Genomic DNA, 15,662 nt, shown 5'->3' with positions numbered 1-15,662 from the left:
GCCTGTAGGGGTGATCATGAGAGTCCAGAGCGCACTTCCCATGAGGAGGCACGGGTGGCCGAGACTCTGAAGAAGGGCAGCCGGGTGACCGGCGCCGCGCGCGAAAAGCTCGCGGCAGACCTGAAGAAGAAGTACGACTCCGGGGCGAGCATCCGGGCGCTGGCCGAGGAGACCGGCCGTTCCTACGGATTCGTTCACCGGATGCTCAGCGAATCCGGAGTTTCCCTACGGGGACGCGGCGGTGCGACGCGAGGCAAGAAGACAGCCTCGGCCTGATCGCCCGCATGCTCCATCACCATCAGCAGGTAGGGACAGGGGTGCCACCCGGCTGATCGTCGGTTCGGCCGGGTGGTTACTGTGCAGTCACTTGTACTGACCGCACCCGACCGGAGGCCCCTGTGACCCTGCTCGACAAGGACGGCGTTCAGCTCACCGTCGATGACACGGTCGCCACGGTGACCCTGAACAACCCGGCGAAGCGCAACGCTCAGTCGCCCGCCCTGTGGCGGGCGCTGGCCGAGGCCGGAAAGCTGGTGCCGGGCACCGTGCGCGTCGTGGTGCTGCGCGCCGAGGGCAAGTCCTTCTCGGCGGGCCTGGACCGCCAGGCGTTCACGCCCGAGGGGTTCGACGGCGAGCCGTCGTTCCTCGACCTGGCGCGCGGTTCCGACAGCGAACTGGACGCGACCATCGCCGGGTACCAGGACGCGTTCACCTGGTGGCGGCGGAACGACATCGTGTCGATCGCCGCCGTCCAGGGCCATGCCGTCGGGGCCGGTTTCCAGCTTGCGCTCGCCTGCGACCTGCGGGTCTGCGCGGACGACGCGCAGTTCGCCATGCGCGAGACCAGCCTCGGGCTGGTGCCGGACCTCACCGGCACCCATCCGCTGGTCGGGCTGGTGGGATACGCCCGTGCGCTGGAGATCTGCGCGACCGGGCGCTTCGTCCACGCCGAGGAGGCCGAGCGGACCGGGCTGGCCAATCTCGTGGTGCCCGCCGCCGAACTCGACGGCGCGGTCCAGGACCTGGCGGCGGCCCTGCTCGCCTCACCCCGCGACGCCTTGGTCGAGACCAAGGCGCTGCTGCGGGGCGCCGTGGACCGCGGCTACGAGGAGCAGCGTGCCGCCGAGCGCGCCGCCCAGGCCCGCCGACTGCGCGACCTGGCGGGGCTGACGGAGTGAGCGCTCGGCGGAAGTGCTCCGCTGACGTGTCCTGACCCGCCGTCGATCGTCTGCGGCCCGAAGGGGCGCGGGGCCGTATCGATATGCGGCTCCGCCGCGGGGCGCGATCAGCCACGACGGCGGCGCGAGCGCCCCCGTCACCCCATCCGCTGCGGCGCCACCGGTGGCACCGCCTCCAGTACCAGTACCGCCAGATCGTCGTCGATCGGCTCGGGGCTGAAGTCATGCGTGGCGCGCCGCACCCGCTCCGCGACCGCCTTGGCGCCCAGCCCCACGCAGTCCCGCAGGATGTCCGACAGGCCGTCGTCGTCATCCAGCTGACGGAGGCCGTTGCGCCGCTCGGTCACCCCGTCGGTGACGCACAGCAGCGTCTCACCGGGCTCCAGGGCCAGCGTGTCGGCGTGGAAGTCCGGGTTCTCGTCGATGCCGAGCAGCATCTGCGGGGAGGCGGCGGGTGCCACCGCGCCCTCGGTGGTCAGCCGCAGCGGCAGCGGATGGCCGGCGCTCGCCAGGGTGCAGCGGGCGCCGCCCCCGGCCGGGTCCGGCTCCAGCTCCCCGTAAAGCAGGCTCAGGAAGCGCGGCCGGGACTGCTCGCCATCGATCTCCGCCGCCTCCGCGTCCTCCTCCACCAGCGCCTGGTTCAGCCGGTTGAGCACCGACTCCACTCCATGGCCCTCGCGGGCCAGCAGTCGGACCAGATGGCGGGCTAGCCCGGTGACCGACATCGCCTCCGGGTCGCTGCCCTGGACGTCGCCCAGCAGGAAGCACCAGCGGCGGTCGCCCATGGGGAATAGGTCGTAGAAGTCGCCGCCGACGGTCTGCCCCTCGCCGTGCGGCTCGTAGACGATCGCCGTGTCCACCCCGGGGATATGGGCGAGCGACATGGGCAGCTGGCGGCGCTGGAGCGCCCGGCTGATCGTCGCCTGACGGGTGTACTGCCGGGCCGTGGCCACCGCCTGGGCCACCCGCCGCGCCACGTCCTCCGAGAGCCGCACCACGCCCTCCGCCATGCGGGGCACGCCCGCCCGGCCGAGCAGCAGGACCCCATGGCTGCGGCCGTGTGCGATCAGCGGGAAGCACACCGCCGATCCGCCCGTCCCCTGTTTGTCCGCGACCCCGGGCCAGGGCCAGGAAGTGCCCGCCGAGCCGAGCCCGGTCGGCGGCGGATGCCGCTCCAGTGAGACGCGGAGCTCGCCGATACGGTGCTCATCGCTGTGCCAGACGCGGGCGAGCTGGAGCCCGCCGCTCTCGGTGGTCAGCCAGACCGCGCACCAGTCGGCCAGCCTGGGCACCAGGAGCTGCCCGGCGAGGGCGGCCACCATGTTCTCGTCGAGCTGGCCGGTGAGGAGTTCGCTGGCCTCGGCGAGGAAGGACGGTCCGCCGCGGTCCACCCAGTCGGCGGTCGGATCGCGCTGTTCACGCGGTGCGATGGGGGCCAGGGTCTCGGCGAACCGCAGCTCGCGCCCGAGCGCGCTGGTGGGGACGGCGTCGAACTCGGTGCCCGCCCGCTCGGCGTCCAGCCGGAACCAGACCGCCTTACGGGTGCGGTGATAGGTCACGCCCCAGGATTCGGCGAGCGCCCCGATCAGCTGGAGCCCGCGGCCGCGGCCCCGCCGCTGGGTCTCAGGGCCTCCGTAGACGGTGCTGGCGGGGTGGAGGTCCGCCACCTCGATGACGATCCCCGCCCGCCTCGGCACGTCCCTCGGCACATCGTCCGGGCCGCTCGTCTCCTCGGGTCCGAAGGGGCCGCCCTCCGGCCCGTAGCCCTCCCCGGCGGCGCCGTCGCCGGGCTGGAGCCGGCAGACCACCTCGACCCGGGTTCCCGCGTGCAGCACGGCATTGGTGACCAGCTCGCTCACCAGCAGCACCGCGTCGTCGATCGCCCGCTCATCGAGGGTGACCGGGGCGAACGCCTCCGCCGCGCTCCGTCCCGTGAGCGCCGTACGGACGAAGGCGCGGGCCGCGCCGGGCGCGCGCACGCTCCCGGGCAGCGTCGTCCGCGAGACGGACTCACGCGCGAGAGGAATCAAAGCTCCCACGTGCGGCTCCAGGGCAATACGGGCTGTTTAGGCTATCTAGGTGCCATATTATGACAGACAGGGGGATATGAATGATCTTTAAGGGACGACGCCATGGCTCTCGACCCGATCACCACCGACGCTTCCCCGGACCCGCCCGTGGAATGTCCGGAAAACGCTCGGCCCTCCGGCCCGGCGCGCGGTGCGGAGACCGCGTCCGCGGCCGACCTGCGGTCTCTGCTGGCGGCGATGAACGCCCTGTGCGACGGCGACTTCACCGTCCGCGCGGACACCTCGGCCGAGGGTCTGGTCGGTGAGATGGCCGGGGTCTTCAACCAGCTCGCGGTGCGCAACGCGCATTTGTCCGGGGAGCTGCACCGGGTGCGCCGCGAGGTGGTCCGCCAGGGGAGGCTGGACGAGCGGATCACCGCTAGCCCCGGCCCGGGGGCCTGGGCCGCCAATGTGGACGCGGCCAATCAGCTGGTGGACGCCCTGGTCGGCCCGGTGTCCAACGCCACGCGGGTGCTCGACGCGATCGCGTCCGGCGATCTGACCCAGCGGGTGGATCTGCACGACGGCAACCGCCAGCTCCGCGGCGATCTGCGGCGGCTGGGACGCGGGGTGAACCGCACGGTGGACCAGCTGTCGCTGTTCACCGGCGAGCTGACCCGTATCGCCCGCGAGGTCGGCACCGAGGGGCGGCTGGGCGGCCGCGCCAAGGTGCAGGGGCTCTCCGGCGACTGGCGCATGGTCACGGAGGCCGTCAACACCATGGCCTCCCGGCTCACCGCGCAGGTCCGTGACATCGCCGAGGTGACCACGGCGGTCGCCCGCGGTGACCTCACCCGCCAGGTGACCGTCGAGGCCACCGGTGAGCTGCTGGAGCTCAAGCTGACCGTGAACACCATGGTCGACCAGCTGGGCGCGTTCGCCGACGAGGTGACGCGGGTGGCGCGCGAGGTGGGCACCGAGGGCGAGCTGGGCGGCCGGGCCCAGGTCCGCGGCGTGTCCGGGGTGTGGAAGGACCTTACGGACAGCGTCAACTTCATGGCGTCCAACCTGACCTCCCAGGTCCGCAACATCGCCCAGGTGACCACGGCCGTCGCCACCGGTGATCTCTCGCAGAAGATCACCGTGGATGCGAAGGGCGAGATCCTCCAGCTCAAGTCGACGATCAACACCATGGTCGACCAGCTCTCCGCCTTCGCCGACGAGGTGACGCGGGTGGCGCGCGAGGTGGGCACCGAGGGCCGGCTGGGCGGCCGGGCCCAGGTCCGCGGCGTGTCCGGGGTGTGGAAGGACCTCACGCAGAACGTCAACTTCATGGCGGACAACCTCACCTCCCAGGTCCGCAATATCGCCCAGGTCGCCACCGCCGTGGCGGAGGGCGATCTGAGCAAGACGATCACGGTGGAGGCCAAGGGCGAGATCCTGGAGGTGAAGTCGACGATCAACACGATGGTGGACCGGCTGTCGTCCTTCGCCGACGAGGTGACGCGGGTGGCGCGCGAGGTGGGCACCGAGGGCAACCTCGGCGGTCAGGCCCAGGTGCGCGGCGTCTCCGGGGTCTGGCGGGACCTCACCGAGAACGTCAACTTCATGGCCCTGAACCTGACCTCCCAGGTCCGCAACATCGCCCAGGTCACCACGGCGGTCGCCAACGGCGATCTGTCGAAGAAGATCACGGTCGATGCCCGGGGCGAGATCCTGGAGCTCAAGGACACCGTGAACACCATGGTCCAGCAGCTGCGCTCGTTCGCCGACGAGGTGACGCGGGTGGCGCGCGAGGTGGGCACCGAGGGCCAGCTGGGCGGCCGGGCCGGAGTGCCGGGCGTCTCCGGGGTCTGGAAGGACCTTACGGACAACGTGAACTTCATGGCGTCCAACCTGACGTCTCAGGTCCGCAATATCGCGCAGGTCGCGACCGCGGTGGCGGAGGGCGATCTGAGCAAGAAGATCGACGTCGACGCGCGCGGCGAGATCCTCGAGCTGAAGACCACCATCAACACCATGGTCGACACGCTCTCCTCGTTCTCCGACGAGGTGACCCGGGTGGCCCGCGAGGTCGGCAGCGAGGGCAGGCTGGGCGGCCAGGCCCGGGTCGAGGGCGTCTACGGCACCTGGAAGCGGCTGACCACCGGCGTGAACGAGCTGGCCCTCAACCTGACCACCCAGGTGCGCGCGATCGCCGAGGTCGCCTCCGCCGTCGCCCAGGGCGATATGTCCGGATCCATCTCGGTCGAGGCGCAGGGCGAGGTCGCCGCGCTGAAGAACAACGTCAATCTGATGGTCGCCAACCTCCGCGAAACCACCCGCGCGAAGGACTGGCTGGAGTCCAACCTCGCCCGTATCGCCTCCCTGATGCAGGGCCACCGCGATCTGGTCGAGGTCGCCGATCTGATCCTGAGCGAGCTGACCCCGCTGGTCAACGCGCAGTTCGGGGCGTTCTTCCTCAGCGCGGCCGGCGCCAGGCCCGGTGAGGGGCTCGAGCTCATCGCCGGATACGGCACCGATCAGGACGCGGTCGGGGGCGACGGCCGGACGTCGCGGCCCCGCCCCAGGGGCCGCGGGCTGGTCGCCCAGGCGGCGGTGGAGAAGAAGCGGATCCTCATCAACGACGTCCCGCCCGACTACATCACCATCGACTCCGGGCTGGGCTCGGCGCTCCCGGCCAGCGTGGTGATCCTGCCGATCCTCTACGAGGACCAGGTGCTCGGAGTGATCGAACTGGCCTCGTTCAGCCGGTTCAGCGAGGTCCACCTGGCCTTCGTCGACCAGTTCGTCAACACCATCGGCGTCTCGATCAACACCATCATCGCCAACGCCCGGACCGAGTCGCTGCTCTCCGAGTCCCAGCGGCTCACCACCGAGCTGCGCCAGCGCTCGAACGAGCTCCAGCGCTCCAACGCGGAACTGGAGGAGAAGGCCGCGCTGCTGGCGACCGCCTCCCAGTACAAGTCCGAGTTCCTGGCCAATATGTCGCATGAGCTGCGCACTCCGCTGAACTCGCTGCTCATCCTGGCCCGGCTGCTCGCGGACAACCCCGAGGACCGGCTGTCCCCCCAGGAGGTGCAGTTCGCCGCCACCATCCACCGCTCCGGCTCCGATCTGCTCCAGCTGATCAACGACATCCTGGATCTGTCGAAGATCGAGGCGGGCCGGATGGACGTCCGTCCGAAGAAGCTGCCGCTGGTCAAGATCCTCGACTATGTGAACGCGACCTTCCGGCCGCTCGCCGTCGACCGGGGCCTGTCGTTCGAGATCACGGTCGGCGAGGACGTGCCGCGCGAGATGTTCTCCGACGAGCAGCGGCTCCAGCAGATCCTGCGCAATCTGCTCTCCAACGCCCTGAAGTTCACCTCCTCGGGCGGGGTGACGCTGCGCGTCGAGCGCGCCCCGGGATCGGAGTTCGAGGAGGAGACGCTGCGGGCCGCGGGCGCCGTCATCGCGTTCTCCGTCACCGACACCGGTATCGGCATCCCACCGGAGAAGCTGCCGGTGATCTTCGAGGCGTTCCAGCAGTCCGACGGCACCACCAGCCGGAAGTACGGCGGGACCGGCCTTGGCCTGTCCATCAGCCGGGAGATCGCCGGAATGCTCGGCGGCCGGATCGTGGCCGAGAGCGAGCTGGGCGTCGGCTCCCGCTTCACCCTCTACGTCCCCGCGCACTACAGCGGCGTCGCCCCGGCGCCCGACCCCTCCGACCCCAGGGCCACCGGCTCCACCGTCCCGGCGGCCGCCCCCGCCTCGGACGAGACGCTGCCGGACACCGCCGACCACGCCCCGAGCGGGGTCTTCGGCGAGGCGGAAAGCCTGGTCGCCAGTCGGCTCGCCATCCGGGCCCCGGGCGGCGGGGCGGAGGCCGGGGCCGGGAGCGAACGGGGGGCCGAGGGCGAGGGCGAGGACCACGACGACGGCTGGCCGGGGACCACCCGGCTCAAGGAGTGGCAGCGCGGACGCCCGGGCCGGGTGCTGAACGGCCGCCGCATCCTGATCGTCGACGACGACATCCGGAACGTCTTCGCGCTCACGCATGTGCTGGGCCGGGTCGGCATGACGGTGAAGTACGCGGAGAACGGCCGCGAGGGGCTGGAGGTGCTGCACCGCAACCCGGACGTCTCACTGGTCCTGATGGACGTGATGATGCCGGAGATGGACGGGTACGAGACCATCCGGGCCATCCGGAGCACACCACGCCTCGCCGATGTGCCGATCCTCGCCCTGACCGCGAAGGTCATGCCCGGCGACCGGGAGAAGGCCATCGACAGCGGTGCCAATGGCTATGTCCCCAAGCCCGTGGACGTCGACCAGTTGATGTCGGCGATCCTCGATCTGCTCGATCCGGACGTTGAAGTGGGGGAATCGGGCGAGTCTGAGAGCGATGACGCCACGTCTGACGGCGACACCGCCGTATCCGGAGAGGGCGCCGCGCCTGCCGAGACCGGTCCGCCGAGGCCGAGGCAGGGGGAGTGATGACTACGAGCGTGTCCGAGAAGGCCGGAATCCTCATCGTCGATGACATGGAGGAGAACCTGATCGCGCTGGAGGCGGTCCTCGGCCCGCTCGATCAGCAACTCGTCCGCGCCCGCTCCGGCGAGGAGGCGCTGAAGGCGATGCTGCGGCAGGACTTCGCCGTCGTTCTGCTCGACGTGCTGATGCCGGGCATGGACGGTTTCGAGACCGCCGCCAACATCAAGCGGCTCGACCAGACCAAGGACGTCCCGATCATCCTGCTGACCGGGACCGACGCCGACTCCGACTACGCCTACCGGGGCTATGCGATCGGCGCCGCCGACTTCCTCACCAAGCCCTTCGATCCCTGGCTGCTGCGGACGAAGGTCAATGTGTTCCTGGAGATGCACCGCAAGAACCGCAGGCTCGAGGCGCGGACGGAGCAGCTGTCCGACCGGGTCGAGGAGCTGGAGCGCACGGTCGAGGAGCTGCGGAAGTACGTCGAGGACTGACCGGCCGGGGCGGGGCTCCACGGCGGTGACTCAGGGCTCCACGGCGGTGACTCAGGGCCCCACGGCCGTGAGTCAGGGCCGCACGGCCGTGAGTCAGGGCTCCACGGCCGTGACGAGGACGGCCACCGTGGGCGGCTGGTCCCCCGGCGCCGGGGCGGCCTCCGCCACCGCCGTTCGTACCGCCCTCGCCACATCCACGGCACGGTGATCCGCCGCCACGGCCAGCTCGATCCGGATGTGCGCCCCCTCGATCCGCACGGCCCGGGGCGAGCCCAGCACCGGCGCGAGCCGGGCGACGCCGGGCACGGAGGCGGCGGCGCGGGCGATGGCCGCGGTGGCGGGATCCGGGGCGGGGCTTTCCACCGGGTGGGGTCGCGGGGCCTCCGGGGACGGGGCCGGGAACTCGTCCAGCACCTCCGTCACCCGTATGTCCACCGCCTCCACCAGCAGGCCGAGCCGGTCCGTCACCGCGTCGAGCAGTACGTCCCGCAGCCGGTCCACCGTCACCGGAAGCGGTTCCTCCAGCGTCGCCCCGCACTCCGCCGCGATGCGCAGGGGCCCCGGCGGCAGCGCGCTCGGCGGCGGCGGAACCGCGGGTGTCCCGGCGGTGCCGGGGTCGGCGGGCCCGATCCGCAGCGCTCCCAGACGCGCGCCGGGGACCTCGGCGGCGGCCCGCCCCAGCACATCGCTCGCCGCCCGTTCGGTGATCCAGGAGCCGTCCTCCCGCTCGCCCAGGGGCAGGAGCCGACCGATCCGCAACTGCTCCCTCACGGTCTGCGCGAGCCGGTCCGTGACCACCGTGTCACCCCTTACCGCCGTACGGACGTGAGCCCCACCGCTCTCAGCTCTCAGCCTGCCGTATCGATCGCGCGAGTGCCGCATCTCCGAAGCGGTTCGGGGAAGGCCCCTTTAAGGTGGCAAATAGAGCGAGCGGAAATCGCTTCCACCGCTCTTCGCCTCGGAAGGGACGATCGGTGATGTCCGAGACCGCACCACGGAACCGACCCGAGAACCCCGCAACGGAACCCGCCGCCGGTACGCCCAAGACACTGGGCGCCGGGCCCGGCCTCGCCGCGGCGGCCGCCGCCACCGATCGGACCCGGCGGGGCGGAGGCGACCCGGCAGTGCGGGGGCGCACCACCATCGCCGACGGCGTCGTCGAGAAGATCGCGGGCATGGCGGCCCGCGACGTGGTCGGCGTCCACGCCATGGGTGGCGGTCTCGCGCGTACCTTCGGGGTCGTACGGGACCGGGTGCCCGGCGGCCGGTCGGTCACCCGCGGGGTGAAGGCGGAGGTGGGGGAGGTACAGACGGCCCTCGACCTGGAGATCGTGGTGGACTACGGCGTCTCCATCGCCGATGTCGCACGGGCCGTACGGGAGAACGTGATCGCGGCGGTCGAGCGGATGACCGGCCTCGAGGTCGTCGAGGTCAATATCGCGGTCAGCGATGTGAAGTTGCCGGACGAGGAAGAGGAATCGCCGGAGCCGCGGCTCCAGTAGGCCGGCAGCGGTTCCGGTTGGCTCCAGCGAAGGAGCACACGATGAGCATGGCCGTGGTCGGGATGATCGCGGGAATGGCGCTGGCTTTCGCAGGTTACTTCGGTGGTTTCGGGGCCTTTCTGCTGGTGGCGGCGTTGGGAGCCGTCGGGTTCATCGTCGGTCGGTTCCTGGACGGTGATCTGGAACCGGGCGACTTCTTCCGTTCCCGTGGCCGTGACGGACGGCCACGGTGAGCGCCATGACGACCGTAAGGACGTGCCGTGGTGGAGCCGGGTGAGCGGGGTGCGACGCGGATCGCGGACCGGGTCGTGGCGAAGATCGCCTCACAGGCGGCGCGGGAGGCGCTCCGGGGCGGCGGCGCGGCGGGCGCTGGCGCGGTCGGCGGTGCGGATACGGGCGCGAACGCCGGTGCGGTCGGCGGCGCGGACACGGGTGCGGACGTCGGTGTGGACCCTGGTGAGGCCGTCCTCGCCGATGTCGTCGGTGCGGCGCGGCCGTACGCGGTCGCCGCGGTGCGCGGCGGAGTCGCGCGCGTCCGGGTCTCCGTCGAGCTCGGCTATCCCTCGGACATCGGCGCGCACTGCGGTGCGGTGCGTCGTCAGGTGATCGAACGGGTAGGCGAGATGACGGGCATGGAGGTGCCCGAGGTCGCGGTGACGGTCGAACGGCTGCATGTGCCGAAGTGGGAGCGCCCGGAGCGCAGGGCGCGTCGGGGGAGGGACAGGGTGCGATGAACGCGGACCAGAAGATGCGTCAGTCCACCTCGGCGTCGGCGTACGGCGCGAGGGTGGGGACGGGTGCCGGTTCCGGTACCGGGGACGGGGATCCGCCCGGGCGGGTCCGGCGCTTCTGGTCCGAGCGGCGGGTACCGGCCGGGATCGTCGCCCTGGTCATCGCCGCCGTCAGCGGGCTGCTGCTGTACGACGTTGCGGCCGTGCGCTCGGGGCGGCGCGCCATGCGGTGGCGGGACTGGCTCGCCGATGAACTCGCCTCGCGGCCGCTGGACAACGCGTGGATCGTGGGCGGGGCGGCGCTGCTGGCCGCGCTGGGGGTGTGGATGGTGGTCATGGCGATGGCGCCGGGGCTGCGAGGGCTGCTGCCGATGCGGGCGCCGGAGCCGGAGTCGGGAGCGGGGCCGGGGGCAGAAGCCGAGGCCGCCGTTCGAGCGGGAATCGACCGAACGTCGGCGGGGCTGGTGCTGCGGGACCGGGCGATGGAGGTGCCCGGTGTCCGGTCGGCCCGCGTGGACGTCGGCCGACGGCGGATCAGGGCCCGCGCGCTGGCCCACTTCCGCGACCTCGACGAGGTACGCGCGGATCTGGACACCGCCCTCCACGAGGGCATCCGCCAACTCGGCCTGGCCCGGCCGCCCGCCCTCTCCGTCCGCGTACGGCGCTCCGCGAAGTCGAAGGGGTGAGCGCGCCATGCTGAGTGTCGTCAACCGGGTGCTGCTCGGGCTCGTGGGGCTGGTGCTGGCCGCCGCGGGCGCGGTGGTCCTGGCCGGGTGGCCGCCGTTCGACGGCCGCGACGATGTGCTGCTCAGCCGGGCGGACCGCACGCGGTGGCGGGACACCGGATGGTGGTGGCCGGCCGTCATCGCGGCGCTTGCGGTGCTGTTCGTGCTTTCGCTGTGCTGGTTCCTGGTCCAGCTGCGACGCCGTCGCCTCCAGGAAGTCCTCGTGGAGACGGGCGACGGCGAGGGCGCCCTGCTACGGGGTCGCGCCCTGGAGGCCGCCCTCTTGTCGGACGCGGAGTCGCTGGACGGCGTGGAGCGCGCCCACGTCCTGCTACGGGGCCGCCGGACGACACCGGAGGCCCGGATGGGCTTGGCGCTGGACGCGCGGGCGGATCCGCTGTCGACTCTGGACGCGGTGCGAGCGGAGGCCCTGGAGCGCGCCCGCACGTCGGCGGGGCTGGAGCGGCTTCCGGCGGAGGTGCGGCTGAGGGTGGCGCGGCACGGGGCGGAGCGGGCGCGGTAGCGCTGCGAGCGCGGATGCGTGGCGTGACCCCGCCGCCCCGTGTCCGCCTCCGGCGGGCGATTCCCGCTCGGTCGGTCCGTTTGCCTCCGGCGGGCAATCCCCCACCCCGCCCCTTCCCGAAACCATGGGGCTGCGCCCCCTGGACCCCCACCGGGGCTCCGCCCCGGACCCCGCTCCTCAAACGCCGGAGAGGCTGACTTCCGCAGGCGACCCCTCAGATGTTGTGGAGGGCCCCGCCGTCCACCGGCAGCATCAGCCCGGTCAGATACGACGCCGCAGGCGACAGCAGGAACGCCGCGGCCTTGCCGAATTCCTCGGGCGTCCCGTACCGCCGCAGCGCAATCGCCGCCGCGTTCCGCTCCCGTGAGGCCTCCGCGTCGCCGGAGAGGGAATCGAGCTCGCGCACGCGGTCGGTGTCGATACGGGCCGGGAGGAGGCCCACGACGCGGATGCCGCGGGGGCCGACCTCGAGGGAGAGGGACTTGGCGAAGCCCGCGAGGCCGGGGCGCAGGCCGTTGGAGACGGTGAGGCCGGGGATCGGCTCGCGGACGGAGCCGGAGAGGACGAAGCCGATCACGCCCCCTGAGGGGAGCCGCTCCGCGGCGGCGCGGGCGAGGCGGACGGCGCCGAGGAAGACGGAGTCGAAGGCGGCCTGCCACTGGGCGTCGGTGATGTCGGCGGTCAGTCCGGCCGGCGGGCCGCCGACGCTGATGAGGATGCCGTCGAAGCCGCCGAAGTGCTCCCGGGCGGTGGCGATGAGGCGGGCCGCCGCCTCGGGGTCGGCGTTGTCGGCGGCGACCCCGACCGCGTTCGGCCCGAGGTCGGCGGCGACGGCGGCCGCCGTATCGGCGTCGCGGCCGGTGATGACGGTCTTCGCACCGTCGGCGATCAGCTCACGGGCGGCCGCGAGCCCCAGCCCGCGGGTGGCCCCGGTGACGATGTACACCCGGTCTTTGAGTCCAAGATCCATGGGGTCAGTCTGCCCTGGGCGGTTCCGCGAGGGTGAGGGCGGTCCCCACCAGTCCGATGTGGCTGAACGCCTGAGGGAAGTTGCCGAGCTGCCGGCCGGCCGCCGGGTCGTACTCCTCGGCGAGCAGCCCGACGTCGTTGCGGAGCGCGAGGAGGCGTTCGAAGAGGGCCAGGGCGTCCTTGCGGCGGCCGGCCAGCTGGAGGGCGTCGGCGAGCCAGAAGGAGCAGACGAGGAAGGCGCCCTCGGCGCCGGGGAGGCCGTCCACGCCGCCGTCGGTGGTGTAGCGGCGGATCAGGCCGTCCGCGCTGAGCTCGCGGCGGACGGCGTCGATGGTGCCGAGGACGCGGGGATCGGTGGCGGGGAGGAAGCCCACGCGCGGGATGAGCAGGGTCGCGGCGTCCAGCTCGGCCGAGCCGTAGGACTGGGTGAAGGCGGACCGCTCGGGGTCGTAGCCCTTCTCGCAGACCTCGCGGTGGACGGCGTCGCGCATCGCGCGCCAGCGGTTCGCGTCCCCGCCCAGCTCCGGGTCGGCCTCCATCGCGCGGACGGCGCGGTCGGCGGCCACCCAGGCCATGACCTTGGAGTGGACGAAGTGGCGGCGGGGCCCGCGGACCTCCCACAGCCCTTCGTCGGGGTCGCGCCAGGCGGACTCCAGGAAGTCCATCAGCGCGGTCTGGATCTTCCAGGCGTGCGGTTCGGCGGGCAGCCCGGAGGCGCGGGCGAGGTGGAGGGTGTCGAGCACCTCGCCGTAGATGTCGAGCTGGCGCTGGTCGACCGCGTCGTTGCCGACCCGGACCGGGGTCGAGTGCTCGTACCCCTCCAGCCAGGTCAGCTCCTGCTCATGGACCCGGCGCTCGCCCGCCAGGCCGTACATGATCTGAAGCTCCGCCGGGTCGCCGGCGATCGCCCGCAGCAGCCAGTCGCGCCAGGCGACGGCCTCCTCGTGGTAGCCGGCGCGGAGCAGGGCGTTCAGGGTGAGGGTGGAGTCGCGCAGCCAGCAGTAGCGGTAGTCCCAGTTGCGGACCCCGCCCAGCCGCTCGGGCAGCGAGGTGGTGGGGGCCGCGACGACCCCGCCGCTCGGAGCGTAGGTGAGCGCCTTGAGGGTGATCAGGGAGCGTATGACGGCGTCCCGGTACGGGCCCTCGTAGCGGCACCGGGCGGCCCAGCCGCGCCAGTCCTCCAGGCTGGCGCGGAAGGAGTCGTACGGGTCGACGAGCCGGGGGCGGGGCTCATGGGAGGGGTGCCAGGTGAGCACGAAGGCCACCCGGTCCCCGGCCGAGACGGTGAACTCGGAGCGGGTGCTGAAGTCCTCGCCGTAGGTGTGGACCTCGGGCTCCGAGCGCAGCCATACGGAGTCCGGCCCGGCGATCGCGATCCGGTGGCCGTCGGTGCGGCGCACCCAGGGGACGATCCGCCCGTAGTCGAAGCGGAGCCGCAGGACGCCGAGCATCTCGACGCTGCCGGAGACGCCCTCGACGATGCGGACGACATCGGGGGCGCGGTCGCGCTGCGGCATGAAGTCGACGACCTTGACCGTGCCCGTCCCCGTCTCCCAGACCGATTCCAGGACGAGGGAGTCGTCGAGGTAGCCGCGGCGGGTGCAGGCGCCCGCGCCCTTGGGGGCGAGCCGCCAATGGCCGTTGTCGCGGTCGCCGAGGAGCGCGGCGAAGCAGGCGGGGGAGTCGAAGCGGGGCAGGCACAGCCAGTCGATCGAGCCATGGCGGCTGACCAGGGCAGCCGTCTGGTGGTCACCGATGAGGGCGTAGTCGTCGATGTGCTGGGCCATGTCCGGCGCTTTCCCGGGGAAGCGGGATTCTAGGCCCCCGCCCGGCCAAGATCCGCTGGGCGGGGAGGGGGAAGGCCTGCCGCAGGTGGCACGCCCCGCTGGCCGGGGCCTGGGCAGATCGTGCGGACCGCTTAGTCCGTGGCGGCCGTGGCGGGGACCTTCTCCGGAGTGGCCGCCGCCTTCGCGGCCTCTGCGGCGCGGTCCCGGCGCTCGCGGCGGGCCAGTACGAACCAGCCGATGGGCACCCCCGCGGAGAACAGCCACCACTGGACGGCGTACGCCATATGCGGGCCGATGTCGCTGTGGTTGGGCGCGGGGACCGGCTGGGGCTGCTTGCCGCCCTTGGGGGAGGACGAGGTGAGCTCGATGTAGCCGCCGAGGACGGGCCGGGACAGCGCCTTCGCCTGCTGTTCGCTGTTGATCAGCGAGACCTGGCGGGGCGGCAGCCCCTGCTTGTCCTTGATGCCGCTGTTGCCCGTGGTCTCGTCGGCCTTCAGCCGGCCGGTGACGGTGACCTTGCCGGAGGGGGCGGCGGGGACCTTGGGGAACTTGGTGAGGTCCGTGCCCGCCGGGATCCAGCCCCGGTTGACCAGCACCGCGCGGTCGTCCGGGAGCAGCAGCGGGGTGAGCACGAAGTAGCCGATGGACTGCTCGTCGGAGCCGGTGCGCTGGCGGACGACGACCTCATGGGCGGTGTCATAGGTGCCGGTGGCGGTCACGGTGCGCCAGGTGTCACCGCGGGGGACCGTACGGCCGGGGGCGGTGAACTTCTCGACGGCCACGGCCGGGGCGTCGAGGTTGTCCCCGATCAGCTGGTTCTGCGCGACCCGGTGCTCATGGCGGTGCAGCTGCCAGAAACCCAGCCTGATCATCGTCGGGATCAGGGCCAGGGCCACGAGTGTGAGGATCACCCACTGCCGGGTCAACAGGAAGCGGTACACATCCTTGACCCTACTCGGCGTGGATTGTCCCTCGACCGCTGGGGGCGGCTCAGGACAATCCACGCAGGTGGCCGGGTTCACACATGGTCGACGATGCCCACCTTCCCTTCCGCCCGCGCGCAGTGCGCACAGCAGTAGAACTGGCCGTCGGCCTCCACGCCCTGCCCGATGATCTGGGCCCGGCAGTGCTCACAAATGGGCGCCATGCGGTGAATGGCGCACTGGAAACAGTCGAAGACGTGCACATTGCCCTGTGCATGCACTTCGAATGTCATCCGGTAGTCGTTTCCGCAGACCTCACAACGTGCCATGCGCCTCAGCGTG

Annotated in this window: 15 protein-coding genes; 9 read left to right on the top strand and 6 right to left on the bottom strand. The window is 72.0% G+C overall.

The window, feature by feature from the left end; genetic code table 11:
• The first annotated feature begins 54 nt into the window (after window positions 1-54).
• Window positions 55-276, top strand: coding sequence for a helix-turn-helix domain-containing protein (locus ACJX2R_RS14965; RefSeq protein ID WP_020872291.1), 222 nt, complete (start codon window positions 55-57; stop codon window positions 274-276).
• Window positions 277-398: 122 nt separating this feature from the next.
• Window positions 399-1,178, top strand: coding sequence for an enoyl-CoA hydratase/isomerase family protein (locus tag ACJX2R_RS14960; protein WP_413100513.1), 780 nt, complete (start codon window positions 399-401; stop codon window positions 1,176-1,178).
• A gap of 137 nt (window positions 1,179-1,315) precedes the next feature.
• Here ACJX2R_RS14960 and ACJX2R_RS14955 read toward each other — a convergent pair whose 3' ends face one another.
• The gene (locus ACJX2R_RS14955; protein ID WP_413100512.1) at window positions 1,316-3,217 is read right to left on the bottom strand and encodes a SpoIIE family protein phosphatase; all 1,902 of its coding nucleotides are present in this window, start codon (window positions 3,215-3,217) and stop codon (window positions 1,316-1,318) included.
• A gap of 93 nt (window positions 3,218-3,310) precedes the next feature.
• On the opposite strand from ACJX2R_RS14955, the gene ACJX2R_RS14950 reads away from it, so the two are divergent.
• On the top strand, window positions 3,311-7,669 hold the full coding sequence (locus ACJX2R_RS14950) for a HAMP domain-containing protein (RefSeq protein WP_413100511.1): 4,359 nt from the start codon (window positions 3,311-3,313) through the stop codon (window positions 7,667-7,669).
• Window positions 7,669-8,160: a two-component system response regulator gene (locus ACJX2R_RS14945; RefSeq protein WP_413100510.1), complete on the top strand. Its 492-nt coding sequence runs from the start codon at window positions 7,669-7,671 to the stop codon at window positions 8,158-8,160. Before ACJX2R_RS14950 ends, ACJX2R_RS14945 begins: the two co-directional genes overlap by 1 nt.
• A 93-nt stretch (window positions 8,161-8,253) precedes the next feature.
• Here the strand turns inward: ACJX2R_RS14945 and ACJX2R_RS14940 are convergent, their stop codons facing one another.
• A complete protein-coding gene (locus tag ACJX2R_RS14940; protein ID WP_413100509.1) occupies window positions 8,254-8,958 on the bottom strand; it encodes a hypothetical protein in 705 nt (234 codons plus the stop codon).
• Window positions 8,959-9,137: 179 nt separating this feature from the next.
• Between ACJX2R_RS14940 and ACJX2R_RS14935 the strand changes: the two genes are divergently transcribed.
• The 5 genes from ACJX2R_RS14935 to amaP are packed head-to-tail and all read left to right on the top strand — an operon-like array spanning window position 9,138 to window position 11,641.
• Complete coding sequence (locus ACJX2R_RS14935) at window positions 9,138-9,662, top strand: Asp23/Gls24 family envelope stress response protein (RefSeq protein WP_413100508.1); 525 nt, start codon at window positions 9,138-9,140, stop codon at window positions 9,660-9,662.
• Between the two features lie 41 nt (window positions 9,663-9,703).
• Window positions 9,704-9,895 (top strand): hypothetical protein, encoded by a 192-nt coding sequence (locus ACJX2R_RS14930; RefSeq protein ID WP_020872298.1) that lies wholly within the window; start codon window positions 9,704-9,706, stop codon window positions 9,893-9,895.
• A gap of 30 nt (window positions 9,896-9,925) precedes the next feature.
• Window positions 9,926-10,396, top strand: coding sequence for a hypothetical protein (locus ACJX2R_RS14925; RefSeq protein WP_413105860.1), 471 nt, complete (start codon window positions 9,926-9,928; stop codon window positions 10,394-10,396).
• Window positions 10,393-11,079: a DUF6286 domain-containing protein gene (locus tag ACJX2R_RS14920; RefSeq protein WP_413100507.1), complete on the top strand. Its 687-nt coding sequence runs from the start codon at window positions 10,393-10,395 to the stop codon at window positions 11,077-11,079. Before ACJX2R_RS14925 ends, ACJX2R_RS14920 begins: the two co-directional genes overlap by 4 nt.
• Before the next feature lie 7 nt (window positions 11,080-11,086).
• Window positions 11,087-11,641, top strand: a complete 555-nt coding sequence (gene amaP, locus ACJX2R_RS14915) for an alkaline shock response membrane anchor protein AmaP (RefSeq protein WP_413100506.1) — start codon at window positions 11,087-11,089, stop codon at window positions 11,639-11,641.
• A gap of 214 nt (window positions 11,642-11,855) precedes the next feature.
• Here amaP and ACJX2R_RS14910 read toward each other — a convergent pair whose 3' ends face one another.
• The 4 genes from ACJX2R_RS14910 to ACJX2R_RS14895 all read right to left on the bottom strand — a co-directional run bounded on the left by ACJX2R_RS14910 (window position 11,856) and on the right by ACJX2R_RS14895 (window position 15,649).
• The gene (locus ACJX2R_RS14910; protein ID WP_262702635.1) at window positions 11,856-12,611 is read right to left on the bottom strand and encodes an SDR family oxidoreductase; all 756 of its coding nucleotides are present in this window, start codon (window positions 12,609-12,611) and stop codon (window positions 11,856-11,858) included.
• 4 nt (window positions 12,612-12,615) lie between these two features.
• On the bottom strand, window positions 12,616-14,397 hold the full coding sequence (locus ACJX2R_RS14905) for a glycoside hydrolase family 15 protein (RefSeq protein WP_413100505.1): 1,782 nt from the start codon (window positions 14,395-14,397) through the stop codon (window positions 12,616-12,618).
• A gap of 131 nt (window positions 14,398-14,528) precedes the next feature.
• Window positions 14,529-15,338, bottom strand: a complete 810-nt coding sequence (locus ACJX2R_RS14900) for an SURF1 family protein (protein WP_413100504.1) — start codon at window positions 15,336-15,338, stop codon at window positions 14,529-14,531.
• 77 nt (window positions 15,339-15,415) lie between these two features.
• Window positions 15,416-15,649: a hypothetical protein gene (locus ACJX2R_RS14895; RefSeq protein WP_037949523.1), complete on the bottom strand. Its 234-nt coding sequence runs from the start codon at window positions 15,647-15,649 to the stop codon at window positions 15,416-15,418.
• Window positions 15,650-15,662 lie beyond the last annotated feature (13 nt).

This window comes from Streptomyces sp. Inha503 (genome assembly GCF_047215865.1).
In the GTDB taxonomy this organism is placed as follows: Bacteria; Actinomycetota; Actinomycetes; order Streptomycetales; family Streptomycetaceae; genus Streptomyces; species Streptomyces lycopersici.
This window is presented reverse-complemented; position numbering and strand designations above follow the sequence as displayed.